Here is a 26,041-nt window from a genome sequence, read left to right on the forward strand (position 1 = left end):
ACGTTCAGCTGCCCGGCAGCACGCAGACGCTGTCGAGGCCCAGTACGTGGTTGAGCCGGCCGAAGGCCAGCCAGGAGCCGATGCTCATGCTCAGCTCCACGATCTCCAGCTGGCTGTAGTGCGCGGTCATCCGCGCCCAGAAGTCCTCGTCGAGGTTGTGGTGGTCCAGGGCGTAGCGCTCGGCGTACTCGGCGGCGAGCCGGGTGCGGTCGTCGAAGGCGTCGGTGGTGCGCCATGCGGTGACGGCGTCCGCGAACTCCTCCTCGACCTTCTCCCCGTCCCGGTCGGTGCGCCAGTCGAGGCAGAAGACGCACCCGTTGATCTGGGCGATGCGCAGCCGCGCCGCCTCGAACTCGCGCAGGCCCAGGGTGGTGTGGGCGTAGACGGAGAGGGAGAAGTTGGCGGCGGCCATGCCGATGCCGGGGACCATGTCCCCCCACACGTACTCGATCGGGTGCTGGCCGTCGGGGATGTCGATTCTCATGGCTGTTTCCTTCCGAGTCTGCCGACTGCGGGCCGCAGCGGGACGTCCAGGGCGTCGTAGAGGCCGGGTCCGGCGGCCACCAGCCAGTCGATGGCGCCCACCAGGCGGCCGACTGCGGTGGCGTTCCCGCCGGCGGAGCGGTTGTCGCCCTCGTCGGTGGCCTCGACGGTCACCTCGATGCGGGGGCGGCCCTCGATGACCACCCGGTGGGCTCCGGCGCCGCCGTCGGGCGGGAGCGGCCAGTCGGGGGCACAGGAGGCGTGGATGCGGGTGACGTGCTCGATGACGATGCGGGGTTCCCCGCCGACGACGCCCTGGACCTCGAAGCGGATGGCGCCCTGGGTACCGGCCTCGAAGACGCCCATGGAGGGGGTGGTCACCGTGGTGTCGAGGGCGCGGCGCTGCGAGGTCTCGCGGATCTCGTCGAGTTCGACGCCGAGGGCGCGGGCCATGAGGCGGATCTGACCGCCCCACACCATGGTGGGGATCGAGGGCATGAGCATCATCGGCTCGTAGTCCATGGGGTGGCCCATGCCGACGAGGTGGCGCACGGAGTCCGGCTGGTCGTACGTGGAGTAGTCGAAGATCTCCTGGCAGCGGATGGCGTCGACGGTGGTGCCCAGGCCGCTGATCAGCAGCGGGAGCACGTCGTTGCCCCAGCCGGGGTCGACGCCGGAGGCGAAGAGCGAGCCGCCGCCCTCGGCGATGGCGGCCAGGACCGGGTCCCGGAACTCCGGCGGGGCGCTGCGGTGGTCGTAGAGCGGGTAGAGGGCGGGGCTGACGACGGCCGCGCCGGCGGTGATGGCGCGGGTGATGTCGGCGAGGGCGTCGTCGGGGCGGACGTCGCCGGACGCGGCGTAGACGACGGCGGCCGGGCGGGCGGCGAGCACCGCCGCTATGTCGTCGGTGGCCGCCACCCCCAGCCGGTGGCCGAGTCCGGCGAGTTCGCCGGCGTCGCGGCCGGCCTTCGCGGGGTTGTGGACGATGACTGCCGTGAGTTCGAGCGCCGGGTGGGCGTCGACGGCGCGGATCGCCGCGCGGCCGACGTTGCCGGTGCCCCAGACCACCGTGGGAATCATGCGCGGAGGGTAGCGAGGGGGCGTGGAGGTGCCCAGCGTCGTGAAGGAGGTTTTTCGGACGGGCCGCCGTCCGGTCCCCGGCCGTGGTGGACACCCCCTTGACCCAGATGGTCCAGACCAATACGTTCCCGGGTGGGACGGGCGCCGCCGGTACAGGGCCGCGCCCGTCCCCGCACGGTTCAGGAGCACCACTCCCCCGCATCCGCAAAGGAAGCCCATGCGTCTCATGCGCCCCATGCGCCGCAGCACTTTCGGCCGGCTGGCCGTCGCCGCCTGTTCCCTCTCCCTCCTCACCGCCTTCGCTCCCGCCGCGGCGGCCGGCACCGGGGAGCCCGACCGGGCGGGCTCGCACGACCGCTCGTACCGGAAGGTCGGCTACTTCACCCAGTGGGGCGTCTACGGGCGCGACTTCCAGGTACAGGACCTGGAGGCGAACGGCACCGCCGGCAAACTCACCCACGTCAACTACGCCTTCGGCAACATCGGCGCCGACGGCAAGTGCTTCACGGGCAACGTGGCCGGCGAGGCCGACGCCTGGGCCGACTACGCCCGCCCGCTCGACGCGGCGAACTCCGTGGACGGCGTCGCCGACACCGCGGACCAGCCGCTGGCCGGGAACTTCAACCAGCTGAAGGAGCTGAAGGCCAGGCACCCCGGCCTCAAGGTGCTGATCTCGCTGGGCGGCTGGAGCTGGTCCACCCACTTCTCGGACGCGGCCCTCACCCCCGCCTCCCGCAAGGCCCTCGTCCGCTCCTGCATCGACCTCTACCTCAAGGGGAACCTCCCGCAGGACGGCGCCCGGGGCGGCCCAGGCGCCGCCGCCGGGGTCTTCGACGGGATCGACCTGGACTGGGAGTGGCCCGGCTCGGAGGGCGACACCGACACGAAGTTCCGGCCGGAGGACAAGCGCAACTTCACCGAGCTGGTCCACGAGTTCCGCACCCAGCTCGACGCGTACGGGCGCGAGCGGAAGCGCGCGTACGAGCTGACGGCCTTCGTCCCGGCCGCCCCCGCCAAGATCGACGCGGGCTTCGACGTCCGCCGGATCATGCGCGACCTGGACTTCGTCACCCTCCAGGGCTACGACTTCCACGTGTCGGGGGAGAAGAGCACCGCCCAGCAGTCCGCGCTGTACGCCCGGGGCGACTTCAGCGTCGACGGCACGGTGGACTCCTGGCTGCGGCGCGGGGCGCCCGCGCGCAAGCTGGTGGTCGGCATGCCGTTCTACGGGCAGGGCTGGACCGGGGTCACCGGTGGCGGCGACGGCATGGGCAAGCCCGCCGCGGGCCCGGCGCCCGCGAAGTGGGCCGCGGGGTACGCGGACTACAAGGAGCTGAAGGAACTGGCCGCCTCCGGCACCTTCCAGGTGCACCGCGACCGGCGCGGCGGCCACGCCTGGCTGTTCGACGGCACCACCCTGTGGACGTACGACGACCCGCAGGTGCTTCGCACGAAGGCCCGCTACGTCCGCGAACAGGGCCTGGGCGGCGCCATGTTCTGGTCCCTGGACGCCGACACCGCCGACGGCGAGCTGACCACCGCCGTCGACCGGGGCCTGCGCGGCCGCTGAACCGGCGCAGCGGGACCCGGCGCCGCCGGGCCGAGGAAAATCCGTCCGGCCCGGCGGCGTCCACCACGTACCCTCCCCGGCATGAGGAACTCGACGGTACGGGCGGTCAACCGGCTCACGGCGCGCTGGGCCGCCGAAGCCTCCGGCGAGGACGGGGGTACGGTCTTCACCGCGGCCGGGGTCTGGCCGCTGCTGGCCTTCCTGGCGGACGGTGCGGACGCCGAGACCCGCGCGGAGCTGGAGGAGTCGCTCGGCATACCCGCCGGGACGGCGGCGCAGGCCGCGCGGGAGCTGCTCGCCGCACTGGACGGCGTACGGGGCCTGCGGGCGGCGACGGGCCTGTGGACCGCGGCGGACCTGCCGCTGGAGCCCGACTGGCCGGCGGCGCTGCCGGAAGGGACCCGGGGTCGGCTGACCGGCGACCCCGGCGCCGACGGCAAGGCGCTCGACGCGTGGGCCGCGGAGCGGACGGACGGCCTGATCGAGCGCATGCCGATCGTGTTTCCGGAGGGCCCGGACGCGATCCGGCTCGTCCTCGCCTCCGCGCTCGTGCTGCGGCTGAAGTGGATCCAGCCGTTCTGGGACTGCCCGGCGGAGGTCCACGAGGGCCCCTGGGCCGGCCGGAGCATGGTCATGCTGCACCGCGACACGTCCCTGCCGGACCGGGCCAAGGTGGCACACGGCCCGGCCGGGCCGGTCACCCTGATGGAGGTGGTCGGGGACACCGGGGTCGACGTCCACCTCGTCCTCGGCGAGCCCGGCGCGGCTCCGGGCGAGGTCCTGACGACCGGGATCGAGGCCGCCACCAGGGCCCGCCCGGCCACGGGCGCGCACCTGCTCCCCGAGGGGACCCCGGGGCCGGGCCTGTCCGTCCGGACCGTCCCCGCCGTGTCGCCGGAGACCACGCTCGGCGTCTCCACCCCGGCCTTCGAGGTGCGGGCGGAGCACGACCTCCTCGGCCACGCCCGGCTGTTCGGCCTGCGCACCGCCTCGGACACCGGGTCGGGCCACTTCCCCGGCATCAGCCCCGACCCGCTGGCCATCACCTCGGCACGGCAGTCGGCGCTCGCCCGCTTCCACGCCGAGGGGTTCGAAGCCGCTGCCGTCACCGCCTTCGGCGTGGCGGTGGGCTCCGCGCCCCACTTCCCGTACCGCGCCCGCCGGGTGACGGTGTCCATCGACCGCCCCTTCGGCTTCCTGGCCGTCCACCGCACCTCCCGCCTGGTCCTGGCGGCCGGCTGGGTCACCGACCCCCTCCCGTACGAGGAGCCGGACCGGGAGGCCGAGGAGGCGGAGTTCTGGGCTTAGGCCGTCTCTTCCGGATCTGGCCTGACCCGCGCCGCCCGGCACCGCACCTCGCCGCGTTGGCGGAGCACCCGAGTACGTCCAGTACAAGGGCGCCCCGCCAACGCGCCGATGCACGGCACCGGACGACGCGGGCTCAACCGGCAAGATCCGAAAGAGACGACCTAGACGAACCGCGCGGCCAGTGCCGCCGTCTCCGTGAAGGCCGGCACCCGGCCCGTGCCGCCGCGGCCCGCCACCGACAGGGAGGCCGCCGCCACCCCGCAGGCCACCGCCCGGGCGAGCGGGTCGCCCAGGGCGAGACGGGCGGTGGCGGTGCCGGTGAAGCAGTCCCCGGCGCCGGTGGTGTCCACGGGGGCCGGGTCGACGGGGACGGGGTGGTACACCGCCCGGGTGCCGTCGTCCAGCAGCAGCCGGTCCGGACCGGCGGTGACGGCCACCGTGCGCGCGCCCAGCGCCCGGTAGCGGGCGGCGGCGGTGGCCGGGTCGGCGGTGTCCACCAGGGCGAGCGCGTCGGCCGGGCAGGAGGTCTTGAGCAGCCCGGTCAGCGGGGCGACCTCGGCGAGCAGGGAGCGGGCCTCCGCGCGGCCGGTCAGGCGGGGACGGTGGTTGGGGTCGTAGGTGACGAGCCCGCCCGCCGCGTGGACGGCACGGGCGGCGGCCACGACCGCTCCGCGGCTGCCCGGGGAGAGCGCGCCGGTGATGCCGCTGGTGATCAGCGCCCGGCAGCCGGCCAGCAGCGGGAGCCAGGCTTCCACGTGGGCCGGGGACAGGGTGGAGGCGGCGCTGTGGGTGCGCCAGTACACGAACTCCCGGCCCCCGTCGGGGTCAGCGGAGAGCAGGTAGGCCCCGTTGGGGCGGGGCGCGCGGTGCACGTGTGCGGTGTCCACGCCCAGTTCGGCGGCGCGGCGCAGCAGCGGGACGCTCAGCTCGTCGTCCCCGACGACGGTCAGGAGCGCGGTGCGGGCCCCCGCCGCGGCGGCCGCGGCGGCGGCGTTGAGGGCGTCGCCGGAGTAGGAGATCCGGGCGGCGGTGCCGTCGGCGGCGTCGCGCAGGGCGGTGCCGGCGTGGATCTCGACCAGGACCTCGCCGAGGACGAGGACGTCGTAGCGCGGGGCGGTCACGGCCGGCACCCCTCGCGGCCGCAGCAGGGCCCGGCCAGCTCCGCGAAGACGGCGGCCAGCTCTCCCGGGTCGGCGGGCAGGCCGCTGCCGATGCCGACGGCGCTCGCGCCCGCGTCGAGCCATTCGCGGACCCGGCCGGGCCGGATCCCGCCCGTGGGGACGAGCACGGCGTCCGGCAGTACGGCCCGGAGGGAGCGGATGAACTCCGGCCCGCCCACGTGGGCCGGGAACACCTTCGCGGCGCCCGCGCTCCGGACGGCGGCGGCTATCTCCCCGGGGGTGAAGCCGCCTTCGAGGAAGGGCGTCCCGCGCCGTGCGGCGGCCTCGCGGACCTCGGGGGCAGGGTAGGGGGAGACGAGGAACGCCGCCCCGGCGTCGAGGGCCGCGTCCGCCTGGGCGGCGGTGGTGACCGTGCCCACCCCGATGACTGCGGACCGCCCCCGTGCGTCGCGCAGTGCCGCGGCGCGACGCACGGCCCCGGCCCAGCCGGGGGTGGAGGTGGTGAGCTCCACGGCCCGGCAGCCGGCGCCGAGCAGTTCCGCGGTGGCCCGCAGGGCCCGGTCGGCGTCGGTGCTGCGCAGCACCGGGAGCAGGCGCTGGGCGGCGAGCACGGCGTACGGATGGCAGGACACGGATCCCTCCCGGCTGTTCCGCGGCCCGGAACGGCGCGCGGAACGGTACGTGGAACAGAGCGACTTGATGGTCTAGACCACCCGACCGCAACCGTACACACCCGAGGGCCGCCCGGTCACCCCCCGCGCCCGACTGGCGCGATCCTTCAAGACGGGCCGCCCCGGGCGGACCTAGCGTGGGGCGCATGGACGAATTCGCGAGCGCGGTGCTGGTCGCGGCGGTGGCACGGGCGCTGGCCGACGCCGGCCTCGCCACGGACGCCCCGCGGGCCGACGGGGCCCTGCTGCCCTTCGGGGAGAAGCGCCGGTACCTGGCCGGGGTCGCGGAGCGGCACGGGCTGTTGCCCCTGCTGCGCGTCGGCCTCCTGCTCCCGGAGGCGGTCCGCGACCCCGCCGTCACCGCCCTGCTGGCGGCCCTGGACCCGCTCGAACTCCTCGAACGGTGGGGCCGGCTGGAGCAGTTCACGCACGCCCGGCACCGCGTCCTCGTCCACGGGGCCGCCGACGGGTGCGTCACCGCCGAACACGCGGGCCCGCCCGGGGAGCCGCCCGTACCGGCCGAAGACGTACTGGTCCTGGGCCTGCTGACGGTGCTGCTGACGCTGACGGGCGCCCGCGGCCTCACCGTCACCGCGGGTGGCGAGGCCGGGCCTACGGTCTTCGACAGCGGGGTCTTCACGGCGCCGCCGCCCGGCACCGACACCGCCCGGTGGCGGTTCACCTGGTCCGCCACGGCCGCCCGCGCCGCCCCCGTCCCCTGCACCGCCCCCGCCCCCCGCGCCCTCCCGGGCTCCGGCTCCGGCCCCGGCCCCGGCCCCGGCCCCGGCACGGTCGCGCGGGCCCGCCTCCTGCTGGCCGGCGATCCCGCCCGCCGCTGGTCGCTCCGGGGGCTCGCGGCCGGCCTGCACACCTCGCCGCGGACCCTCCAGCGGCGCCTGCGCCCCGCCGGCGGCTTCCAGGACCTGCTCGGCGCCGTGCGCGCCGAGGGGGCCGCGGCGCTCCTCCTCGACGGCCGGCACCCGCTGCCCGTCGTGGGCTTCGCGTGCGGTTACGCCGACCAGCCGCACTTCACGCGCGAGTTCGCACGCCGCACGGCAATGACGCCGGCGGCCTACCGGCGGGCGTTCGCCCGCCACGGACCCTCCAGGGAACGGACACCATGAACCTCAACGGCAGAACGGTCCTCGTGACGGGCGGCGCCCGCGGCATCGGACGGGAGCTGACCCGCCAACTCGTCGGCCAGGGCGCCCACGTGGTCGCCGTCGGCCGCGATCCGGGACGGCTGGAGTCCCTCGCGGCCGCACACCCGGGGCAGGTCTCGACCCACGCCGTGGACCTGGCCGACCCGGAGGCCACCGCGGCCTTCGCGGACGGGCTGGCCCGGCTCCACCCCGAGCTGTCCGTCCTGATCAACAACGCGGGAGTGCAGACGCACACCGACTTCTTCCGGGAGGACCCGAGGGTCACCCGCCCCGCCCTGCGCCGCGAGACGGCCCTCAACCTGGAGGCCGTCACCACGCTCTCGACGGCGCTGCTCCCCCACCTCCGCACCCTCCCCTCCGCCGCGATCGTCAACGTCACCAGCGGGCTCGCCCTCGCCCCGAAGGCCTCGGCGCCCGTGTACTGCGCCACCAAGGCGGCCGTGCGCACCTTCACCCGGGCGCTGCGCTACCAGTGCGAGGACACCGCACCGCACATCCGCGTGATCGACGCGGTACTGCCCCTGGTGGACACCGACATGACGCGCGGCCGGGGCCGCGGCAAGCTCGGCGCGGCCCGCACCGCCGGGGCCGTGATCGCCGGGATCCGCCGCGAGCGGTCCGAGCTCTACATCGGCAGGACGCGGATCCTGCGCGCCCTGCTGCGCCTCTCCCCGGCCCTCGCCCACCGGATCCTGCGCGACGGCTGAGCCCGGCGGACCCGGCGGACCGCCCCGCGCGCCCGGATTCCCGGCGGTCCGCCCCGAACCTCGCAACCGCCTGACCCACCGTCACCGTGCCCGTAAGGTGCGACGTATTGATCACCGATGACGGGAGTGGGCGTTATGGGGGGCGAGCGGCGGCGCCGGAGCGGGGTGGTGGCGTACTGGCGGGCGGTGGAGCTGTTCAGTCCGCAGAAGGTGCCCGCCCTCTCCGTCCGGGAGCGGGTGCACCCGGTCGAGGAGGGCCGGCCCATGCCGTGGGACGCCGGGCACCCGGTGCGGGCCGTGCCGCTGGAGGGCGGGTACAAGTGGCAGCACGTGGTCTACGGCGGCGTGTTCGCCCTCGGCTCCGTACGCGACACCCTGCTCGACGTGTTCGGGGAGAGCGACGAGGACCACGACGGCCGGATGGACGGCGAGAGCGCCCTGTTCGCCCTCACCGTGACCGACCGGGGCCGGGTCCTGCTGGACTCCGCCGTGTTCTCCTCCTGCGCCTGGGCCACCGGCCGCGCCGTCGCCCCCGGCCCCGGCACCCCGGGCTGGCTCGACGGGTTCGAGGAGGAGGCCGGCGCCTGGGGCCGGCGGGCCGGAGCGCTCGGGGACCCGGTCGGGGGCGGCGGGGCCGACGCGGACTCCCCGCTCGGGCAGGGGGTGGTCTCCGCCGCCCACCTGCTGGAGTTCACCGGCGAACTGGCCCGGACCTGGGGGGTCTCCGTCGCACTGGACCCCGCCGCGGTCCGGGTGCGCAGCGTGCCCGTGCGGCTGGACCAGGCCGACACGGCCGACCAGCAGGACTTCCTCAACAGCTTCATCGCCGCCGACCTGGACCGGGTGGCCGACGCGCTCGCCCGCGAGGATCCCGGGGCGGGGCTCGGCGCCTACCTCACCCCCGGCTCCGGCTTCGACCGGGAGGGCCGGGTCGACCTGCGGCTGCGGCCCGCGGCCGCGCTGGCCGGGGTCACGCCCGAGCGCACGCCCGCCGGGCGCTGGCCGGCCGACGCCCGTCATCCGCTCGCGCTGAGCCAGCAGTTCGCCGTCAACGCCGTGCACGCCGAACTCGCCCCCGACGCCGGGCTCTTCGCCGTCAACGGCCCGCCCGGCACGGGCAAGACCACCATGCTGCGCGACTGCTTCGCCGCCGCCGTCGTCGAGCGGGCCCGCCGCCTCGCCGGACTGCGGCTGCCCTCCGAGGCGTTCGAGCGGCAGGCCCCGTACGTGTGGAAGAGCGGCGAGTACACCCGTACCGTCACCCCGCTGCGCCCCGAGTTCACCGGCTTCGAGATGGTCGTCGCCTCCGCGAACAACGGCGCCGTCGAGAACATATCCACCGAGATACCCGCCCGCGCCGCCCTCGGGGCGCGCTGGCGCGAGGACGCCGACTACTTCGGGGAGCAGGCCACCCGGCTCCTCAAGGGCGAGCCCGCGTGGGGTGCGGTCGCGGCCCGGCTCGGCAGCAAGAGGAACCGCCTGGAGTTCGTCAACCGCTTCTGGCACGGCCGGTACCGGCGGACCGACGCCGGCGCCCCTCCGCCCCCGCCCGTGCCGCAGCAGGGCCGGCGCGGCGCCCGCGACCCCTGGATCGACAGCGGCAGCGGCCTCTCGCACCTGCTGCGGCAGTGGCGGGACACCCCGCAGGCCGGCGTGTGGACCGAGGCCCGGAAGCGGTTCGGAGCCGCCCTCGCCGAGGTCGATCGGCTGCGCGGCGAACGTGCCGAGGCGGCGGAGGCGTACGCGGGCCTGGACGCGGCGCACGAGGAGCTGCGCGCCGCCCGGGCGGCGGTGGACCGGGACACCGCGGAGCTCGCCCGGGTCCGGGAGCAGCTGCCGCCCGCCGAGGCCGCGCTGGCCGGCGTACGGCGGTCCCTGGAGCGGGCCGAGGAGGGGCACCGGGCACACCTGGCCCGCCGCCCGGGCCTCTCCGTCAGCCTCTTCACCCTGGGCCGGGCCGCCCGGGCCTGGCACGCGGACGAGGCCGAGGCGGCGGGGGCCGTCGCCGCCGCCCGGCAGGTGCACGACGCGGAGCAGGATCGGCTGGACGGCGTACGGGCCGCCGTGGCCGCCGCCGCCGCGCGCCTGGACGGGTCCCGGGATGCGGCGGAGGCCGCCTTCGGGCGCGCCGGGCGCATGGCGGAGGCCCTCGGTGCGGCCCGCACCCGGTGGGAGGGGTTCGTGCCGGAGGAGTCCTGGCTGTCGGACGACTCCCTGCGCGAGCGGTCGGCGCCCTGGTCGGACCCGGAGATCACGCGGGCGCGCACCGAGCTGTTCCTGGCCGCCCTGGACCTGCACCGGGCGTTCCTGCGCTGCACGGCCCGCACCATGTACGCGAACCTGATGGCCGGCATGGACGCGGTCGCCGGCGCGGTGCCGCGGACCGTGCCGGAGGCGCACGTCCGGGCCGCGTGGCAGAGCCTGTTCCTCGTGGTGCCCGTCGTGTCGACCACCTTCGCCTCCCTCGACCGGGTCTTCGGCCGGCTGGGGGCGGAGGCGCTGGGCTGGCTGTTCGTCGACGAGGCCGGGCAGGCGACCCCGCAGATGGCGGTGGGCGGCATGTGGCGGGCACGGCGCACGGTCGTGGTCGGCGACCCGCTCCAGCTGGAGCCGGTGGTGGTGCTGCCGTGGACGGCGCAGCGGGCGCTGCGCGAGGACTTCGGCGTGGCGGAGGAGTGGGCGCCGGGCCGTACGTCGGTGCAGCGGCTGGCCGACCGCGCCAACCGGTACGGCACGCTGCTGCCGGCGGAGCTGCCGGACGGCGGGCACGAGGTGTGGGTCGGGGCGCCCCTGCGGGTGCACCGGCGGTGCGACGACCCGATGTTCTCGGTGAGCAACGCGGTCGCCTACGACGGGCTGATGGTCCAGGGCGTGGACCCGGGGACGCGCGCACCGTACCCGTACCGGCCGGCCAGCAGCTGGGTGGACGTGGCCGGGGCGGAGGCGGACGGGCACTGGATCCCGGAGGAGGGACGGGCCCTGCGCCGGGTGCTGGAGCGGCTGCGGGACGAGGGGGGCGTGGACCTGGCCCGGGACGTGTTCGTCATCAGCCCGTTCCGGCAGGTGGTGGCGGGCGCGAAGGGGGTCTGCCGGGACCTGGTGCCTCCGGGGCGGGTCGGTACGGTCCACACGACGCAGGGCAAGGAGGCGGACGTCGTCGTGCTCGTCCTCGGCACGGACCCGCGGCGGCCCGGCGCCCGGGCCTGGGCGGCCTCCCGCCCGAACCTCCTCAACGTGGCGGTGAGCCGCGCGAAGCGCCGGCTGTTCGTGATCGGCAACCGCGACGCCTGGCGCGACCAGCGCTTCTTCGCCACCCTGGCGGAGTCCCTTCCGTCCCATGCGTGGAGCGCCCCGGAGGGCGGGCAGAAAAATTCTTCCGGATAACCGTTATCCGGGTCCCACTCGACGGTCTCCCAGTTATCGGGCAACATCGACCGCCGGTACGGACAGGGATCATCACATGAGTACACAGCACACGGCAGAGCTGGTGGCAGCGGCCCGCGCGGGCGATCCCCGCGCGCAGGACGAGCTGGTCAGCGCCCACCTGCCGCTGGTCTACAACGTGGTCGGACGCGCACTGCAGGGGTCCCACGACGTGGACGACGTGGTGCAGGACACGATGCTGCGGGCGCTCGACGGGCTGGGCGGCCTGCGGACGGACGAGAGCTTCCGGTCCTGGCTGGTGGCCATCGCGATGAACCGCGTACGGGCGCACTGGCAGGCCACGAGCGGCGGCCCCGGGCAGAGCGGGCTGGAGGCCGCCCAGGACGTCGCCGATCCCGGCGCCGACTTCGCCGACCTGACGGTCACCCGGCTGCACCTGTCCGGGCAGCGGCGCGAGACCGCCCGCGCCACGCGCTGGCTGGAGCCCGACGACCGGGCGCTGCTGTCGCTGTGGTGGCTGGAGTGCGCGGGCGAGCTGACCCGGGCCGACGTGGCCTCGGCGCTGGAGCTGACCCCGCAGCACACGGCGGTGCGGGTGCAGCGGATGAAGGCGCAGCTGGAGTCCGCCCGCGTGGTGGAGCGCGCCCTGGAGACACAGCCGCCGTGCGAGGGGCTGCGGGCGATGACCGGCACCTGGGACGGCCGGCCGTCCGCGCTGTGGCGCAAGCGCATAGCCCGGCACGCCCGCGAGTGCATGCGCTGCTCGGGTCTGTGGAACGGCATGGTGCCGGCGGAGGGGCTGCTGGCGGGCCTGGCGCTGGTGCCGGTGACGGCGGCGCTGCTGGCGGGCGTGCGGTCCGCCGTCGCCGCCGGCCACGCCACGGCGAACGTGGCCTTCGCCGACGCGGCGACCCAGCTGTCGCCGGTGGTGTCGGGCCCGGGCCGGGCGGCCCGGCGCAAGGGCGGGGACGCCGCGGACGGTTCCGGGGGTCCGGCCGGCCCCGACGGCCGCGCGGCACAGCGCAGGCGCCGCCAGAACCGGCGCCGGGCCATCGGCGGTGCGGTGGTCGCCGCGTGCGTCGCGGGCGGCGGCCTGGTGTACCTCGGGCAGCTGCCCGGCGCGAAGAAGGCGGAGGCGGGCGGGGCGCCGGCCTCCCCGCTGGCGGCCCTCTCGGCGTCGGACCCGGCCGCGCCGCTGCCGTCCGGCTCCGCCCCGGCCTCGCCCTCCGCTTCGGCGTCGGGCTCGCCGACCCCGTCGGCTTCCGCTTCGGCCTCCGCGTCGGCGTCGGCCGGCGCCGCGAAGACCTCGGCGGCTCCCGCACCGGCGAGGACCACCGCCAAGGCCCCGGCCCCCGGTCCGGCTCCGGCGGGTGTGGCGGGGCAGGTCATCGCCCTGGTCAACCAGGAGCGTGCGGCGGCCGGCTGCGGTCCGCTGAAGGAGGACGCGCAGCTGCGGAACGCCGCGCAGGGGCACTCGGACGACATGGCGCGGCGGGACTTCTTCGACCACACCAACCCCGACGGCGCCGACCCGGGGGCGCGGACCACGGCCGCCGGGTACCGGTGGTCGACGTACGGGGAGAACATCGCCCGGGGGCAGCAGACCGCGCAGTCCGTGATGGACTCCTGGATGAAGAGCCCGGGCCACCGCGCCAACATCCTCAACTGCTCCTTCAAGGACATCGGCGTGGGCATCCACACCGGTTCCGGCGGCCCCTGGTGGACGCAGAACTTCGGGGCGCGCTGACCCGGCCGGGCCCCGTGCTCCTGTTTGACTCAGAATCCGGGCAAGATGGGAGCTGGAAGAGAACGGGCAGATCAACACGGGCGGAGTGGGGTGCATGGCGAGGCAGGAGCTGCGCCCTCATCAGCGCGAGGCGGTGGACGCCGTGGTGCGGGCGCTCCAGCTGCCCGCCACCGGCCGGGTGCCCGAGCGGGGCCTGCGGACCCAGGTGATCATGGCCACCGGGTCCGGCAAGTCCCTGGTCGCCGTGCGTGCGGCCGAGGAGCTGCGGGCGGGCCGGGTGCTGGTGCTGGTCCCCTCCCTCGACCTGCTCGTGCAGACCGTCGCCGCCTGGCGGGAGGGGGGCCGCACCGGCCGGGCGCTCGCGGTGTGTTCGCTGCGCGGCGAGGACGTGGGGGTGCCCAGTACGACCGCTCCCGGGCAGCTGGCCCGGTGGGGCTCGCGGCCGGTGGAGCGGCTGACGGTGTTCGCCACGTACGCCTCGCTGGGTCTGGGCACCATCGAGGGGGCGCACCTGGCGGGGCTGCCGTCCTGGGACCTGGTGGTGGTCGACGAGGCGCACCGCACCTCGGGGCGGATCGGCAAGCCCTGGGCGGTGGTGCACGACAACGCCCGGATCCCCTCCGTGCGGCGGCTGTACATGACGGCCACGCCCCGGGTGTGGCGCGACGGCGAGGACAGCGAGGAGGCCGAGGAGCCGGAGGAGGCCGGGGCGGGCGGGTACCCGGCGGAGACGGCCGGCGGTGCGGAGCCGCGGGGCCGGGGCGAGCTGGTCGCGTCCATGGAGGACGATCCCCAGGGGCCGTTCGGCGCCCGCTGCTACACCCTGTCCCTGTCGGAGGCCATCGACCGGGGGGTCTGCGCCCCGTACCGGGTGGTGTGCGTGGACGTCAGCGACCCGGGGTTCCAGTCGGCGGTGCTGCTGGGTGCCGACGGCCGTTCGGACCGGGTGCGCGGGATGCGGCTCGCGGCGCTCCAGGCGGCTCTGGTGAAGGCCGCGGCGGACCAGGGCTTCCGGCGGACGCTGGTGTTCCATCACCTGACCAAGGAGGCCGAGGCGTTCGCGGCGGGGCTGCCGGCGGTCGCGGCCAGGCTGCGGGTGACGAGCCGGTCGCCGCTGCCGGCGTATCCGCGCACGGTCTGGGCGGACTGGCTGTGCGGGCAGCACACTGCGGCGCACCGGCGGCGGGTGCTGGAGGCGTTCGCCGCGGACCGGGTCGCGGACAAGGCGTTCCTGGGCAGCGTGCGGGTGCTGGGCGAGGGGGTGGACACCAAGGAGTGCGACTCCGTCTTCTGGGCGGACGTACGCGGTTCCATGCCGGACCTGGTGCAGGCGGTGGGCCGGGCGCTGCGGATCCGGCCGGGCGAGGGGAAGGTGGCCTCGCTGGTGGTGCCGGTGCTGCTGGGGCCCGGGGAGTCCCCGGAGTCGATGCTGACCTCCCGGGCGTACGGGGACCTCGCGCGGCTCCTGGAGGCGCTGAGGGCGCACGACTCCAGGCTGGTGGAGGCCCTGGCCCAGCCGCAGGCGCCGAGCGCGGCGGCCAAGGCCCCGGCGGCGGCCGGTGCCGGTACGGGTCCGGGGGCGGGCGCCCGGGCGCTGCTGAGCTTCTCCGCGCCCCGGGACCCGGCGCTGCTGGCGGCCTTCATCCGGCTGCGCGTGCTCCATCCGGAGCACACGCAGTGGCGGCGGGGGGCGGAGGCGGCGCGGGTCTACGCGGCGTCGGCCGGGGACCTGAAGGTGCCGTTCGCGTTCAAGGTGCCGGCGGGCGGGGCCGCGTGGCCGGCGGCGCTGGCGGGCTTCCCGCTCGGCCAGTGGATCGCGGACGCGCGGCGCACGTACCGCAGGGGTGCGCTGGGCCGGGAGCGGACCCGTGAGCTGGAGGAACTCGGCATGGTGTGGAGCCATTTCGACGTGGCCTTCGAGGAGGGGCTCGCGGCGGCCCGCGCCTGGGCCGCCGAGCACGGGCACCTGCTGCCGCCGGTGGAGGCGACCTGGCGGGGGCTGCCGGTCGGGGTGTGGATGAAGAACAACCGGGCCGCCGCGCGGCGGGAGGGGCCGGGGGCGCTGCCCCAGGAGCGCCGGGAGGCCCTGGAGGAGATCGACCCGTCCTGGTGCCCGGCCTGGGACATCGGCTGGCAGCGGGCGTTCCGGCTGACCCGGGCGCATCTGGAGGCGGGCGGGTCGGTCCCGCCGGGCCCGGGGTCCGTGGTGGTGCAGGGCGAGGACCTGGGGGTGTGGGTGCGGGGCCAGCGGCTCGGGTGGGAGCGGCTGGCCTGGGCGCAGCGGTGGCTGCTGGAGCACGGGCTGGGGCTGGCGCCCGCCGCGGAGGCGGAGCGCCCGCCCCCGCGGCGGAGCCATGCCGCCGCCTGGGCGGGGCACCTGGAGGCCGCCCGGCGGTTCCACGCCCGTGAGGGGCACCTGCGGGTGCCGCGCACGCACGTGGAGCCGGTCGGCGGGGAGGAGCTACGGCTGGGGGCGTGGATCGCGAACCAGCGCTCCCGGGCGGCGAAGCTGTCGCCGGAGCGGGCGGCCGCGCTGACGGAGCTGGGGATGCGCTGGTCGGCGCCGCCGGCGTGAGCCCGCGGCGCCGTGGGCCGGTGGGGCGGTGAGCCCGCCGGTCAGTGGTGGAAGCCGGAGCGGGGTGCGGTGGCGGGGACGGGCTGGGGCGTGGCGGCGAGGTGTTCCACGGCCCGGCGCAGGTCCTCGACGAGCAGGGCGATCTGGTCGCGGGTCACCCCGTGCCGGATCAGCACGCGCTGGACGACCGTGTCCTGCCGGTCGGCGGGCAGCGGGTACGAGGGCACCTGCCAGCCGCGCATGCGCAGCCGGTCGGAGAGGTCGTAGAGGCTGAAGCCGGCTCCGGCGGGGTCGGTGAGCGTGTAGGAGACGGCGGGCAGGGCGCCCTGGCCGTCGTAGAGCAGGGTGAAGGGCCCCATGGCGTCGATCTCGCCGGCCAGGTAGCGGGCGGTGTCGGCGCAGGCCTCCTGGACGCGCCGGTAGCCGCCGCGGCCCAGCCGCAGGAAGAGGTAGTACTGGGCGATGACCTCGCCGCCGGGGCGGGAGAAGTTGAGGGCGAAGGTGGGCATGTCGCCGCCGAGGTAGTCCACGTCGAAGACGAGCTGCGGGGGGAGCAGGTCGGCGGTGCGCCAGACGATCCAGCCGACGCCGAGCGGGGCGAGCCCGTACTTGTGCCCGGAGGTGTTGACGGAGGCCACGCGGGGCAGCCGGAAGTCCCATTCCACGTCGGGGTGGAGGAAGGGGGCGACGAAGCCCCCGCTGGCGGCGTCCACGTGGACGGGGACGTCCCAGCCGTGCTCGGCCTGGATCCGGTCGAGGGCGGCGGCGATCTCGGCGACGGGTTCGTAGTCGCAGGTGTAGGTGACGCCGAGGATGGCGACGACCCCGATGGTGTTCTCGTCGACGTAGGCGTCGAGCTGGTGGGGGCGCAGGCCGGTGGCGCCGGGCTCCAGGGGGACCTGGCGCAGTTCGACGTCGAAGTAGCGGGCGAACTTCTCCCAGCAGATCTGTACCGGGCCGCACACCAGGTTGGGGCGGTCGGCGGGCTTCCCCTCGGCGCGCCGGCGCTCGCGCCAGCGCCATTTGAGGGCGAGTCCGCCGAGCATGGCGGCCTCGCTGGAGCCGGTGGTGGAGCAGCCGGTGCCCACCTGGCCGGGCGGGGCGTTCCAGAGGTCGGCCAGGATGTTGACGCAGCGGGCCTCGATCTCGGCGGTCTGCGGGTACTCGTCCTTGTCGATCATGTTCTTGTCGAGGCACTCGTTCATCAGGCGGTGTACCGCGTCGTCCGACCAGGTGGTGCAGAAGGTGGCCAGGTTCTGGGCGGCGTTGCCGTCGAGGAGCAGCTCGTTGTGCAGGAGTGAGTAGACGACCTCGGAGGGCGAGTGGTCGTCGGGCATCCGGTACTTCGGGAGGATCTGGCCGCTCAGGGCGGACGTGAACACGTCCGTTCCGTCGTCCCGGGCGTGCGTGTCCTTCGTCTGATGAAGAGCCATATCCGGACTATAGGGGCAAAAGCCACCATATTCCGGCTTCACGACTCCTCGAAATCCGGTCGCGCGGAGCGGTTTCCCGCACTGCTTCCGGCCGAGTACGGAGTGTGACCCCCTCCATAGGCACCCCTGCCGGACCGTAAAAATTACTGTCGGGTAGTATTTCCTCCGTAGATCTTCCCGTCCGGGCCACTGGAGCCGGTCCGGACGGGAAGATCACCCAAATGGTTCTACATAGAACTTATCCGCCGATGTCCGGATAGCGGTCAACTGTCGTGCAGGCACTGATAGTTCTTCCGCCATGAACAAGATCACCCGTCGGCAGGCCTTGGGCACCACTGCCGGCGCACTCACCGTCCTCGGCATCGCGGGCGCCACCGCGCACGCCGCCGCCACCGACTCCCGTGCCGCCACCACCCCGGCCGGCACCGTCGACGAGGTGTACCAGGGCCGCCGCATCCAGATATCCCCCGCCACCGGCGGCGGTCACCACGGTGGCCACCACGGCGGCGCCGGGATGCCGACCGTCCGGATAGACGGCCGCGAGCTGCACGTCATGCGCAACGCCGACGGCACCTGGATCAGCGTCGTCAACCACTACGAGACCTTCGCCGACCCCGCCTCGCTGGCCCGGGCCGCCGTGCGCGAGCTCCAGGGCGCCCAGCTCGCCCCGATGCAGATGGGCGGCATGTGATGGCAGTCCGCAAGAACCAGGCCACGCTGACCGCCGAGGAGAAGCGCGCCTTCACCAACGCGCTCCTCGAGCTGAAGCGCACCGGCCGCTACGACCGGTTCGTCACCACGCACAACGGCTTCATCATGAGCGACACCGACTCGGGCGACCGGGTGGGCCACCGCTCCCCCTCCTTCCTCCCCTGGCACCGCCGCTTTCTGCTGGAGTTCGAAGCGGCTCTTCAGGCGGTGGACAAGAACGTCACGCTCCCGTACTGGGACTGGACCGCCGACCGCACCTCCCGCTCCTCCCTCTGGGCCGCCGACTTCCTCGGCGGCACCGGGCGCGCCCGCGACGGGCAGGTCATGGACGGCCCCTTCGCCTACGCGACGGGCAAGTGGGAGATAGCGGTCCGCGTGGACGGCCGCTCCTACCTGCGGCGCGCGCTCGGCGAGGGCGTCGCCCAGCTGCCGACGCGGGCCGAGGTGGACGCCGTACTGGCCATGCCGGTCTACGACATGGCCCCCTGGAACAGCTCCTCGAACGGCTTCCGCAACAACCTGGAGGGCTGGCGCGGCGCCAACCTCCACAACCGGGTGCACGTGTGGGTCGGCGGCCAGATGGCCACCGGCGTCTCCCCCAACGACCCGGTCTTCTGGATGCACCACGCCTTCGTGGACAAGCTCTGGGCCGACTGGCAGGCGAAGAACCCGAACTCGACCTACCTGCCGGCCGCGGGCACCCCGAACGTGGTCGACCTGCGCGACACGATGCGCCCCTGGAACGACGTGACCCCGGCCGACATGCTCGACCACCGGAAGTTCTACACGTTCGACACCGAGCCGGCCGCCGCCAGCCAGCGGTAGTGCAGCTCGGGGCGGCCGACCTGGCCGTACCGGGGGGTACGGTCCGCGCGCCCGGTGTCCACCAGGTGCTCCAGGTAGCGGCGGGCGGTGATCCGCGAGATCCCGGCCGCCTCGGCCGCCCCCGCGGCGGTCAGCCCCTCGGGCGCCGCCCGCAGCAGCGCCGCGACCCGGTCCAGGGTCGGGGCGCTGAGCCCTTTGGGCAGCTGGGCGGAGGCGGGCGCGCGCAGTGCGGCGAGCGCCCGGTCCACGTCGTCCTGGCCGGCCGCCTCGCCGGCGGCCGCGCGGAACTCGGCGTAGCGCAGCAGCCGTTCGCGCAAGGTGGGGAACGCGAAGGGCTTGAGCACGTACTGCACCACGCCCAGTGACACGCTCTCGCGGACCATGGCCAGGTCCCGCGCCGAGGTCACCGCGATCACGTCGGCGGGATGCCCGGCCGCCCGCAGCCCGCGCGCGAAGCGCAGCCCGTGGCCGTCGGGCAGGGTCAGGTCGAGCAGCAGCAGGTCGACGGGGGTGCGCTCCAGCACCCGGGTGGCCTCGGCCAGGGAGTGGACGGCCGCCACGGCGGTGAAGCCGGGCACCCGGCCGACGTAGAGCGCGTGCGCGTCGGCGGCGACGGGGTCGTCCTCGACGACGAGGACCCGCACGGGCCCGCTCACCGCGCACCGCCCGCGAGCGGGAAGCGCGCGGTGAAGGCCGCTCCGCCCCCGGGGGCGCCGGCGGCCTCCACGGAGCCGCCGTGCCGGTGGGCCACCTGGCGGACCAGGGCCAGGCCCAGACCCCGCCCCTCCCCCTTGCCCGACCAGCCCCGCCGGAAGACGTCCGCCCCCTCGGGCAGCCCGGGTCCGTTGTCCGCGACCCGCAGCAGCAGCCCGGCCCCGTCCCGGCGCACGGTGACGGTGACCTGCCCGCCCGGCACCCCCGTCAGGGCGTCGAGGGCGTTGTCGACCAGGTTCCCGAGCACCGTGACCAGGTCCCGGGCCGGCGGCACCCCCGGCCCCGCCTCGATCGCCCCGCACTCCGGGGTGACGACCAGTTCGATGCCGCGCTCGTGCGCCTGCGCGGCCTTGCCGAGCAGCAGCGCGACCAGCACCGGCTCTCCCACGGCGGTGACGACCTCGTCGGTCAGGGCCTGGGCCAGCTCCAGTTCGGCGGTGGCGAACTCCACCGCCTCCTCGCTGCGGCCCAGTTCGATCAGGGAGACCACGGTGTGGAGCCGGTTGGCCGCCTCGTGCGCCTGGGAGCGCAGCGCCTGGGTGAACCCGCGCTCGTGGTCCAGTTCCCCGGCGAGGGAGAGGAGTTCGGTGTGGTCCCGCAGGGTGACCACGGTGCCGCGGCGCCCGCCGCCGGCCACCGGCGAGCTGTTGACGACCAGCACCCGCTCGGCACTCAGGTGCACCTCGTCGACCCGGGGCCGGTCGGCGAGCAGCGCTCCGGTGAGCGGGGCGGGCAGGCCCAGGTCGGCGACGCCGGTCCCGGTGACCTCCCCGCGCAGACCCAGGAGTTCGCGTCCCGCGTCGTTGATCAGGGTGATCCTGCGGTGGCCGTCGAGCATCAGCAGCCCCTCCCGGACCCCGTGCAGGGCCGCCTGGTGGTAGTCGTACATCCGGCTCAGCCCGGCGGCGTCCATGCCGTGGGTGTGGCGCCGCAGCCGGGCGTTGACCACGTACGTACCCACCGCGCCGAGGGCCAGTGCCCCCGCGGCCACCCAGGCCAGGGCGGTGAGCTGCTCCGCGAGCCGGGCGCTGATGGCGCGGACGGTGATCCCGGCGCTCACCAGGCCGATCACGGAGCCGTCCGCGTCCCGGAGCGGGGTGACCACGCGGATGGAGGGGCCGAGCGTACCGGTGTACGTCTCGCTGAAGGTACCGCCGCGCAGGGCCGGGGCGGTGTTGCCGAGGAAGCGCTCGCCGATGCGGCGCGGGTCGGGGTGGGTCCAGCGCCGCCCGTCCGGGGCCATGATCGTCACGAAGTCCACGCCGGAGTCGGTGCGCACCCGCTCGGCATAGGGCTGGAGCGCGGCGGAGGGGTCGGCTCCGTGGTCGCCTGCGCGTACGGCCTCGCGTACGGAGGGCGAGTCCGCGACGGACCGGGCCACCGCTCCGGCCTGCCGCCGGGCGGCGTCCTCGGCCTGGTCGCCGGCGGTGGCGTAGGCGAAGACGGCGCAGCCCGCGACGACGAGCGCGACCAGCAGGACCTGCATGGCGAAGAGCTGGCCGGCGAGGCTGCGGGGCGGCCGGAGGAAGCGGAACATGGCGCTCAGTGTGCACCGGGCCGTGAACTCAATGAACGCAAGGGTGACCGGGGTCACACGGTGGGCGATGGTCTCCCGGAACGACTTCACCACCCAGGAGGCGCGGCATGGCCGGCAGACGCGACAGAACCCACTACCTCTACATCGCGGTGATCGCCGCGGTGCTGCTCGGCATCGCCGTCGGCTTCGCCGCGCCCGGCGTGGCCGTCGAGCTCAAGCCGCTCGGCACCGGCTTCGTGAACCTCATCAAGATGATGATCTCGCCCGTGATCTTCTGCACGATCGTGCTGGGGATCGGCTCGGTCCGCAAGGCCGCCAAGGTGGGCGCCGTGGGCGGTCTGGCCCTCGGGTACTTCATGGTGATGTCCACGGTGGCGCTGGCCATCGGACTGCTGGTGGGGAACCTGCTGGAGCCGGGCAGCGGACTGCACCTGACCGAGGCCGCGGCGCGGGCCGGCGAGGCGCAGGCCAAGGCGGGCGGGGCGGAGAGCACCCAGGAGTTCCTGCTGGGGATCATCCCGACCACCCTGGTCTCCGCCTTCACCGGGGGCGAGGTGCTGCAGACCCTGCTGGTGGCGCTGCTGTGCGGGTTCGCGCTCCAGGCGATGGGACCGGCGGGCGAGCCGGTGCTGCGCGGGGTCGGGCACGTGCAGAAGCTGGTGTTCCGGGTGCTGGCGATGATCATGTGGGCGGCGCCCGTCGGCGCCTTCGGCGCGATCGCGGCCGTGGTCGGGGCGACCGGGATCGACGCGCTGAAGTCCCTCGCCGTCATCATGATCGGCTTCTACACGACCTGCCTGCTCTTCGTCTTCGTGGTGCTGGGCACCCTGCTGCGGGTCTGCACGGGCGTCAGCGTCTTCTCGCTGCTGCGCTACCTGGGCCGGGAGTTCCTGCTGATCCTGTCGACCTCCTCCTCCGAGTCGGCCCTGCCGCGGCTGATCGCGAAGATGGAGCACCTCGGCGTCTCCCGGCCGGTCACCGGCATCACCGTGCCGACGGGCTACTCGTTCAACCTGGACGGGACCGCCATCTACCTGACCATGTCCTCCCTGTTCGTCGCGGAGGCGATGGGCAAGCCGCTGGCCCTGGGCGAGCAGGTCTCGCTGCTGCTCTTCATGATCGTGGCCTCCAAGGGTGCGGCCGGGGTCACCGGGGCGGGCCTGGCCACCCTGGCGGGCGGCCTCCAGTCGCACCGGCCCGAACTGGTCGACGGGGTGGGCCTGATCGTCGGCATCGACCGCTTCATGAGCGAGGCGCGGGCCCTGACGAACTTCGCCGGCAACGCGGTGGCCACCGTCCTGATCGGGACGTGGACGAAGGAGTTCGACCGCGAGCGGGCCGCCGAAGTCCTCGCCGGACGGCTGCCCTTCGACGAGGCCACGCTGGTGGACGACGGCCACACGACGCCTGGTGCCCCCGTCGAGTCCGCCCCGGCCGCCGGGACGGCCGTCCCCGGCCCGGCGGCGGGCCCCAAGGACGGTGTGCCGGCCTGAGCCTCCGGGCCCGCACACCCGCGGGATCCGGCCGGGCAGGGCTCGCCCCCACGGTGCCCAGCCCGGCCGGTGACCGCGTCACATGTCAACAAACGTCCCCGAACCGCCATTTTCAGCCATGTGATCTTGAACTCTGCTGCGCTAAAAGGTACTTCCCTCCGGGGCCGCGCGTCTGACATCTTGCGTCCACCACTCGTTTCGTACGGCCCGGTAGGTGCCACCAGCACCACCGGGCCGTCTTCGGAGGACGCATTGATACCCCACATATCCAGCCGACCTCGACGTGCGATGGTGCTGGCGGCCGCTCTCGGCGCCGCCCTCACCTTCGGAGCCCCCGCCGCGCTCGCCGGCACCGCTCCCGTCGGTCCCTCCGGCTCCCCGGCCTCCGCCCCGGCGGCGGCCCCCAAGGCTGCGGCCCCGGCTTCCCAGAGTGCGACCTGGGCCGCCGGCACCCGCGCCTACCTCGTGATCACCGCTCCCGGTGACAGCTCGGCGGTGCGCTCGGCCGTCACCGCCAACGGCGGCACGGTCTTCTCGTACTACGACGCGATCGGCGTCGTCGTCGCCCACTCCTCCTCCGCCTCCTTCGCCACGACGATGCGCGGGGTCAGCGGGGTCCAGAAGGTCGGCGCCACCCGCACCTCGGACGTCCCGGCCGACGCCTACAACCCGGCGCTGCCCGCCAACCCGGCCCAGTCGACGACCCCGGCCGGCGAGCCGGTCCGCGCCGACATGAGCCAGATCAAGGCGGACCAGGCCTGGGCCGTCAACGCCGGTTCCTCCTCGGTCAAGGTCGGCATCCTCGACACCGGTGTCGACGACCAGCACCAGGACATCGCGCCCAACTTCAACGCCGCCGACTCGGTCTCCTGCGCCTACGGCAAGGCCGACACGCGCGCCGGCTCCTGGCGGGACGTCGGCGACCACGGCACGCACGTCGCCGGCACGGTGGCGGCCTCCAAGAACGGCAAGGGCGTCGTCGGCGTGGCCCCGGGCGTGAAGATCTCCTCGGTCCGCATCGCGGAGCCGAACAGCTCGCTCTTCTTCGCCGAGAACACCATCTGCGGGTTCGTGTGGGCCGGTGACCACGGCTTCAAGGTCACCAACAACAGCTACTACACCGACCCGTGGCAGTTCAACTGCCCGGACAACCTCGACCAGGCCGCCATCATCGAGGGCGTCAACCGCGCCCAGCAGTACGCGGAGGGCAAGGGCTCGCTCCAGGTCGCCGCGGCGGGCAACGAGAACTACGACCTGGCCCACAAGACGACCGACACGGCGAGCCCCAACGACTCGACCCCGGTCACCCGCACCATCACCAACGCGTGCGTCGACATCCCGACCGAGCTCCCGGGCGTGGTCACGGTCGCGGCGAACGGCACCGGCACCACCAAGGCCTCGTTCTCCAACTTCGGCCAGGGCATCATCGACGTCGCGGCCCCCGGCCAGGACGTCTACTCCACCCTCCCGGGCGGCAAGTACGGCTCCAAGAGCGGTACGTCGATGGCCAGCCCGCACGTCACGGGCGTCGCCGCGCTGATGGTGAGCGCCAACCCGTCCCTCACCCCGGCGCAGATCCGCGACCGGCTGGCCACCCAGGCCAACGACATCGCCTGCCCGTCGGACAGCCGCTGCACCGGCACCGCGGCCAACAACGCCTTCTTCGGCGAGGGCCAGGTCGACGCGCTGAAGGCGGTCGGCGGCTCCACTCCCCCGGCCGGCAAGTACTTCGAGAACACTGCCGACTTCGCCATCGGCGACAACACCACGGTGGAGAGCCCGATCACCGTCTCCGGCGTGACCGGCAACGCCCCGGCCACCCTCAAGGTCGGCGTGAACATCGCGCACACCTACATCGGTGACCTGAAGGTCGACCTGGTCGCCCCCGACGGCACCGTCTACACGGTCCACAACCGGGCCGGCGGCAGCACGGACAACATCAACCAGACCTACACCGTCAACGCCTCCTCCGAGGTCGCGAACGGCACCTGGAAGCTCCGTGTGAACGACAACGCCGGCGGCGACACCGGCAAGATCGACTCCTGGAACCTGACCTTCTAGGAACGGTCGAGCGGTCCTCGGGAAGGGCCCGGACCCAACACGTCCGCAAGCCAGTCGAAGACCACGTCGCAGTGCTGCTGCGGGGCCATCGGGGAGCAGTGCAACTGCGCCCCGGTGGCCTGCGTCATTTTCAGGTACGCGCGGCGGGCCCGCAGCAGGTCGTACATCTCCTGCGGCTGGCCCGGGTAGAACTGCTCGAAGTCGTAGTCCAGGACCAGCACCGGCGCCTTGATGCGCGGCACGAGCTTCGTGACGTCCATGCCGATGGCCACCTGCGCGGGCGTCCAGAGGTCGGTGGGCACCTTGCCCTCGCGGGCCTGGCGCAGCGCCTGCCGGTCGAAGATCTCCAGGCGCTTGGAGACGGTGAAGCGCAGCTGCGGGGTCAGCCGAGGGACCACCTCCTCGTTCCAGACCTTGTTGGTCTGCGCCTTGTCCGGCGTGACGAGGTCGCGCAGCTCCTTGTCGAAGCCCAGCCAGGGGCTCAGGCAGCCCGGCTGGCAGACCACCGCGGCCAGCCGCTGCTCGAAGGCGGCGGCGCGGGCGACGAGGTTGCCCCCCATGCTGATCCCGGTGAGCGCGATCCGGTTCCCGTCGACGTCCTCGCGCGCCCGGAGCCAGTCGACGAGCGGTGCCACCACCTTCTCCCATGCGGTGGTGAAGGGGATCTCCTCGACGAACAGCAACTGCCCCTGGCCGGGGCCGTCGTAGACGAGGGCGTTCCAGCCCCGGTCGAGGGCGGCGGACACCCCGTAGGTCCACATGTCGGTGTTCTGCCCGTCGCTGCCGTTGGTGAGGATCACGGTGGGGCGCGGCCGGACCGGCCCTTCGGGGCGGAAGAACCACACCGGCAAGTGCGTCCCGGCGTACGGGACCTGCGCGGTGACCGCGGCCGGGGAGCAGAGCCGGGCGAAGGCGTCCCAGGCCCCGCGCGCGGAGAGGTAGAGGGCCTTCTCGTCGCCGGGCCGGTCCGTGCCCAGGACGTAGAACAGGGCCTGGCTGTAGTACTGCGCGGCGCGCAGCGAGCGGAACCGGCGGGTCTGCCCGGGGACCTCCCGGCCCGCGGGGGCGCCGGGCGGAGGCGCGGAGAGCTTGTCGCCCCAGGAGCGGAAGGTGTCGGTGAAGGTCTGCTCGGACAGGCCGGCCGCGTTGATCGCGTTGACGATGGTCAGCACCTCCCCCACCTCGGAAGCCCGCATGCCCGCCGCGCCGAGCGCGAGGAGCCCGGCGAACTCGAAGCCCGGGTCGGCGAAGAGCTTCATCGCCCCGGGGGCGGGGTCGGGGACGGCCGCGGCGGCGGGCGCGGCGGCGGGCCCGGCCGCGGCGTGCGCGGCGGCGCCGGTGAAGGGCAGTGCACCGGCGCCGGCGGCTATGGATCCCGCGGCGAGGCCGGTGAGCGCCGCGCGGCGGGAGACCCCGGAGGGGTGGCGCGGAGTACGAGCGTCCATGACCAGGACGCTA

General features: G+C 74.7%; 19 protein-coding genes. 11 read left to right on the forward strand and 8 right to left on the reverse strand.

From position 1 onward, the window contains the following. Positions 1-4 precede the first annotated feature (4 nt). Together ACIPW5_RS02015 and ACIPW5_RS02020 are read right to left on the reverse strand one after the other, a co-directional pair. Positions 5-484, reverse strand: a complete 480-nt coding sequence (locus tag ACIPW5_RS02015; protein WP_401239009.1) for a carboxymuconolactone decarboxylase family protein — start codon at positions 482-484, stop codon at positions 5-7. Next, a complete protein-coding gene (locus ACIPW5_RS02020; protein ID WP_401239011.1) occupies positions 481-1,563 on the reverse strand; it encodes a dihydrodipicolinate reductase in 1,083 nt (360 codons plus the stop codon). Before ACIPW5_RS02020 ends, ACIPW5_RS02015 begins: the two co-directional genes overlap by 4 nt. A gap of 235 nt (positions 1,564-1,798) precedes the next feature. Here ACIPW5_RS02020 and ACIPW5_RS02025 point away from each other — a divergent pair, with 235 nt between their 5' ends. Together ACIPW5_RS02025 and ACIPW5_RS02030 are read left to right on the forward strand one after the other, a co-directional pair. Further along, positions 1,799-3,133, forward strand: coding sequence for a glycoside hydrolase family 18 protein (locus ACIPW5_RS02025; RefSeq protein WP_401239014.1), 1,335 nt, complete (start codon positions 1,799-1,801; stop codon positions 3,131-3,133). 81 nt (positions 3,134-3,214) lie between these two features. Beyond that, positions 3,215-4,441, forward strand: a complete 1,227-nt coding sequence (locus tag ACIPW5_RS02030; protein ID WP_401239016.1) for a serpin family protein — start codon at positions 3,215-3,217, stop codon at positions 4,439-4,441. A 161-nt stretch (positions 4,442-4,602) separates the two neighbouring features. Here the strand turns inward: ACIPW5_RS02030 and ACIPW5_RS02035 are convergent, their stop codons facing one another. Then, positions 4,603-5,562: a PfkB family carbohydrate kinase gene (locus ACIPW5_RS02035; RefSeq protein ID WP_401239018.1), complete on the reverse strand. Its 960-nt coding sequence runs from the start codon at positions 5,560-5,562 to the stop codon at positions 4,603-4,605. After that, positions 5,559-6,194 (reverse strand): bifunctional 4-hydroxy-2-oxoglutarate aldolase/2-dehydro-3-deoxy-phosphogluconate aldolase, encoded by a 636-nt coding sequence (locus tag ACIPW5_RS02040; RefSeq protein WP_401239020.1) that lies wholly within the window; start codon positions 6,192-6,194, stop codon positions 5,559-5,561. The genes ACIPW5_RS02035 and ACIPW5_RS02040 overlap by 4 nt, the downstream gene beginning before the upstream one ends. A gap of 185 nt (positions 6,195-6,379) precedes the next feature. On the opposite strand from ACIPW5_RS02040, the gene ACIPW5_RS02045 reads away from it, so the two are divergent. From ACIPW5_RS02045 to ACIPW5_RS02065, 5 genes are all read left to right on the forward strand, one after another. Beyond that, positions 6,380-7,357: a helix-turn-helix transcriptional regulator gene (locus tag ACIPW5_RS02045; protein WP_401239022.1), complete on the forward strand. Its 978-nt coding sequence runs from the start codon at positions 6,380-6,382 to the stop codon at positions 7,355-7,357. Further along, a complete protein-coding gene (locus ACIPW5_RS02050; RefSeq protein WP_401239025.1) occupies positions 7,354-8,103 on the forward strand; it encodes an SDR family oxidoreductase in 750 nt (249 codons plus the stop codon). Before ACIPW5_RS02045 ends, ACIPW5_RS02050 begins: the two co-directional genes overlap by 4 nt. Positions 8,104-8,238: 135 nt before the next feature. Then, positions 8,239-11,487, forward strand: coding sequence for a DEAD/DEAH box helicase (locus ACIPW5_RS02055; protein ID WP_401239027.1), 3,249 nt, complete (start codon positions 8,239-8,241; stop codon positions 11,485-11,487). Between the two features lie 76 nt (positions 11,488-11,563). Next, entirely contained in the window at positions 11,564-13,234 is a 1,671-nt protein-coding gene (locus ACIPW5_RS02060; RefSeq protein ID WP_401239029.1) for a sigma-70 family RNA polymerase sigma factor, read from the forward strand. 94 nt (positions 13,235-13,328) lie between these two features. Then, positions 13,329-15,809: a Helicase associated domain protein gene (locus ACIPW5_RS02065; RefSeq protein ID WP_401239031.1), complete on the forward strand. Its 2,481-nt coding sequence runs from the start codon at positions 13,329-13,331 to the stop codon at positions 15,807-15,809. Between the two features lie 41 nt (positions 15,810-15,850). On the opposite strand, the gene ACIPW5_RS02070 is transcribed toward ACIPW5_RS02065, so the two are convergent. After that, positions 15,851-17,242 (reverse strand): glutamate decarboxylase, encoded by a 1,392-nt coding sequence (locus ACIPW5_RS02070; protein WP_401239033.1) that lies wholly within the window; start codon positions 17,240-17,242, stop codon positions 15,851-15,853. Between the two features lie 298 nt (positions 17,243-17,540). Between ACIPW5_RS02070 and ACIPW5_RS02075 the strand changes: the two genes are divergently transcribed. Together ACIPW5_RS02075 and ACIPW5_RS02080 are read left to right on the forward strand one after the other, a co-directional pair. Further along, a complete protein-coding gene (locus tag ACIPW5_RS02075) occupies positions 17,541-17,933 on the forward strand; it encodes a tyrosinase family oxidase copper chaperone (RefSeq protein ID WP_125813512.1) in 393 nt (130 codons plus the stop codon). Beyond that, complete coding sequence (locus tag ACIPW5_RS02080) at positions 17,933-18,778, forward strand: tyrosinase family protein (protein WP_401239036.1); 846 nt, start codon at positions 17,933-17,935, stop codon at positions 18,776-18,778. The genes ACIPW5_RS02075 and ACIPW5_RS02080 overlap by 1 nt, the downstream gene beginning before the upstream one ends. Here the strand turns inward: ACIPW5_RS02080 and ACIPW5_RS02085 are convergent. Together ACIPW5_RS02085 and ACIPW5_RS02090 are read right to left on the reverse strand one after the other, a co-directional pair. Continuing rightward, on the reverse strand, positions 18,736-19,434 hold the full coding sequence (locus ACIPW5_RS02085) for a response regulator (RefSeq protein ID WP_401239038.1): 699 nt from the start codon (positions 19,432-19,434) through the stop codon (positions 18,736-18,738). The two genes, ACIPW5_RS02080 and ACIPW5_RS02085, sit on opposite strands and share 43 nt — an antisense overlap. After that, positions 19,431-21,029, reverse strand: coding sequence for an ATP-binding protein (locus tag ACIPW5_RS02090; protein WP_401239040.1), 1,599 nt, complete (start codon positions 21,027-21,029; stop codon positions 19,431-19,433). The genes ACIPW5_RS02085 and ACIPW5_RS02090 overlap by 4 nt, the downstream gene beginning before the upstream one ends. Positions 21,030-21,136: 107 nt before the next feature. Here ACIPW5_RS02090 and ACIPW5_RS02095 point away from each other — a divergent pair, with 107 nt between their 5' ends. Beyond that, a complete protein-coding gene (locus ACIPW5_RS02095) occupies positions 21,137-22,522 on the forward strand; it encodes a cation:dicarboxylate symporter family transporter (RefSeq protein ID WP_401239042.1) in 1,386 nt (461 codons plus the stop codon). A gap of 291 nt (positions 22,523-22,813) precedes the next feature. Beyond that, on the forward strand, positions 22,814-24,583 hold the full coding sequence (locus ACIPW5_RS02100; protein ID WP_401240065.1) for a S8 family serine peptidase: 1,770 nt from the start codon (positions 22,814-22,816) through the stop codon (positions 24,581-24,583). Here the strand turns inward: ACIPW5_RS02100 and ACIPW5_RS02105 are convergent. Continuing rightward, the gene (locus tag ACIPW5_RS02105) at positions 24,580-26,028 is read right to left on the reverse strand and encodes an alpha/beta hydrolase family protein (protein WP_401239044.1); all 1,449 of its coding nucleotides are present in this window, start codon (positions 26,026-26,028) and stop codon (positions 24,580-24,582) included. The genes ACIPW5_RS02100 and ACIPW5_RS02105 overlap by 4 nt on opposite strands. Positions 26,029-26,041 lie beyond the last annotated feature (13 nt).

The organism is Streptomyces sp. NPDC090077, from assembly GCF_044747545.1.
In the GTDB taxonomy this organism is placed as follows: Bacteria; Actinomycetota; Actinomycetes; order Streptomycetales; family Streptomycetaceae; genus Streptomyces.

Excerpts from the sequence above, each read along its gene's own strand:
- ACIPW5_RS02060 (WP_401239029.1), top strand. The coding sequence starts at position 11,564 with ATGAGTACACAGCACACGGCAGAGCTGGTGGCAGCGGCCCGCGCGGGC.
- ACIPW5_RS02025 (WP_401239014.1), top strand. The coding sequence starts at position 1,799 with ATGCGCCGCAGCACTTTCGGCCGGCTGGCCGTCGCCGCCTGTTCCCTC.
- ACIPW5_RS02020 (WP_401239011.1), bottom strand. The coding sequence starts at position 1,563 with ATGATTCCCACGGTGGTCTGGGGCACCGGCAACGTCGGCCGCGCGGCG.
- ACIPW5_RS02030 (WP_401239016.1), top strand. The coding sequence starts at position 3,215 with ATGAGGAACTCGACGGTACGGGCGGTCAACCGGCTCACGGCGCGCTGG.
- ACIPW5_RS02075 (WP_125813512.1), top strand. The coding sequence starts at position 17,541 with ATGAACAAGATCACCCGTCGGCAGGCCTTGGGCACCACTGCCGGCGCA.
- ACIPW5_RS02055 (WP_401239027.1), top strand. The coding sequence starts at position 8,239 with ATGGGGGGCGAGCGGCGGCGCCGGAGCGGGGTGGTGGCGTACTGGCGG.
- ACIPW5_RS02095 (WP_401239042.1), top strand. The coding sequence starts at position 21,137 with ATGGCCGGCAGACGCGACAGAACCCACTACCTCTACATCGCGGTGATC.
- ACIPW5_RS02090 (WP_401239040.1), bottom strand. The coding sequence starts at position 21,029 with ATGTTCCGCTTCCTCCGGCCGCCCCGCAGCCTCGCCGGCCAGCTCTTC.
- ACIPW5_RS02105 (WP_401239044.1), bottom strand. The coding sequence starts at position 26,028 with ATGGACGCTCGTACTCCGCGCCACCCCTCCGGGGTCTCCCGCCGCGCG.
- ACIPW5_RS02045 (WP_401239022.1), top strand. The coding sequence starts at position 6,380 with ATGGACGAATTCGCGAGCGCGGTGCTGGTCGCGGCGGTGGCACGGGCG.
- ACIPW5_RS02070 (WP_401239033.1), bottom strand. The coding sequence starts at position 17,242 with ATGGCTCTTCATCAGACGAAGGACACGCACGCCCGGGACGACGGAACG.
- ACIPW5_RS02065 (WP_401239031.1), top strand. The coding sequence starts at position 13,329 with ATGGCGAGGCAGGAGCTGCGCCCTCATCAGCGCGAGGCGGTGGACGCC.
- ACIPW5_RS02080 (WP_401239036.1), top strand. The coding sequence starts at position 17,933 with ATGGCAGTCCGCAAGAACCAGGCCACGCTGACCGCCGAGGAGAAGCGC.
- ACIPW5_RS02050 (WP_401239025.1), top strand. The coding sequence starts at position 7,354 with ATGAACCTCAACGGCAGAACGGTCCTCGTGACGGGCGGCGCCCGCGGC.
- ACIPW5_RS02015 (WP_401239009.1), bottom strand. The coding sequence starts at position 484 with ATGAGAATCGACATCCCCGACGGCCAGCACCCGATCGAGTACGTGTGG.